Genomic DNA, 1,460 nt, shown 5'->3' with positions numbered 1-1,460 from the left:
ACATCGGCCCTTCGGACAAGCCACTTCCCGGACCCGCCACCAACCACCCTAAACCCCTGGTTCCAGCGGTGCCTTGACATAAAGGGGTGCCATGACAGGACGCCTCGTCGGCGGCTCCTGCCGCCCCTAGACCTCTGGGACCTGTCGCGCATCACCTGGCAGAGTTCGTCGCACATCAGCTGTTGGGGCTCGGTGGCCGAGTCTCGGCTACGTCTTCACGAAGCCGATCGGGACCCCGTTGGATCCGCGCAACTGCACCTGGCTGGTCCAGGCGGCGCCGCAGGGCTACCGGCCATCCGGCTCCATGATCTCCGGCACGGCTGCGTCTCCGTCCTGGTCCTCAAGCGCTCGGCAACTCGATCGGTTCGACTGCGGTTGAGGCTCAGCGACGGCTACGGGATCGGCGGACCGCCCAGACCCCGCCAACGATCGCCGCAGCGGCCGGCAAGAGGCAGCAAAGCGTGAGGACGAGCAGATGCCACGGCTTGAGAGCTCCCATGGCTGAGAGGATAGGCACCGCTCCCCAACACCGCTGTCCCTGCGAGCCTCAGTTTGGAAGAGCGCCATCAAGCGGTCGGGATGCCCGAAACGCCTGTTCGCGGCGACCATCGGGCCGCCCGCAGGTGCCCGCTTGTGACCATCCGGCGCGCCGGCTACTGGCCCGTGGCTGGCCCACCCAGCTTGCCACCGGCTGAGCGGGTCACCTCGCCGATTACGCTCCTGGCGTGCCTCGTATCGAACTGATCACGGTGGTCCCCGCCAGCCCGGCCTCCGTGTTCGCGGCCTGTCTCGATGTCGGCGCGCACACCCTGTCAATGGGCACCAGCGGCGAGCGGGCGGTTGCTGGAGTCACCGCCGGATGCCTTGGCCCCGGCCAGACGGTGACCTGGCAGGCGCGGCACTTCGGCCTCCTGTGGCGGATGACCGTGCAGATCACGGAGTACGAGTCACCGCACCGGTTCGTTGACGAGCAGGTCAGCGGACCGTTTCGGCGCTGGCGTCACGAACACATCCTCACACCTGACCCGGATGAGCCGACCACGACGGTGATGCGCGATGTCATCGACTTCGCCGCCCCGGGTGGCCCGCCGGGCTCCCTCGTCGCAGCGGTGATCCTGCGCCCATACCTCCAGCGGCTGATCGGGCGCAGGAACCGGTTCCTCGCCCACAGCCTCGCCAGCTGAAGATTGCAGCGAACCTCGCCCGAACCCACCTCAGAGGAGCGGCCGGCTGCGGGGACAGTTGCGGCGCCTGAGTGAGTGGCGGATCTCCTCGTCGGGCAGTCGCCAGACCGTCCAGCCTCCCCGGACGGGGACAAGGTGGAGCGCCCTACCGGACGAACGACCTTGGCCCCGCCCGGGGAGGCTGGTAGCCCTAATGGGTTCAGAGCGGGTCGGGCTCTTGCCGCGACTCCTTTGGTATCCCCGGCACTCGATGCCTCGTCACAAGGCGGGAGCTTC

Annotated in this window: 1 protein-coding gene; it reads left to right on the top strand. The window is 68.2% G+C overall.

Annotation, left to right across the window (positions count from 1 at the left end; genetic code table 11):
- Positions 1 to 725: 725 nt before the first annotated feature.
- Positions 726 to 1,184 (top strand): SRPBCC family protein, encoded by a 459-nt coding sequence (locus ABZS80_RS33240; RefSeq protein WP_355062168.1) that lies wholly within the window; start codon positions 726 to 728, stop codon positions 1,182 to 1,184.
- Positions 1,185 to 1,460 lie beyond the last annotated feature (276 nt).

The organism is Micromonospora sp. NPDC005305, assembly GCF_040607315.1.
Lineage (GTDB): Bacteria > Actinomycetota > Actinomycetes > Mycobacteriales > Micromonosporaceae > Micromonospora.
The sequence above is the reverse complement of the archived record's forward strand: the minus strand, read 5'-3'. Positions and strand labels throughout refer to the sequence as shown.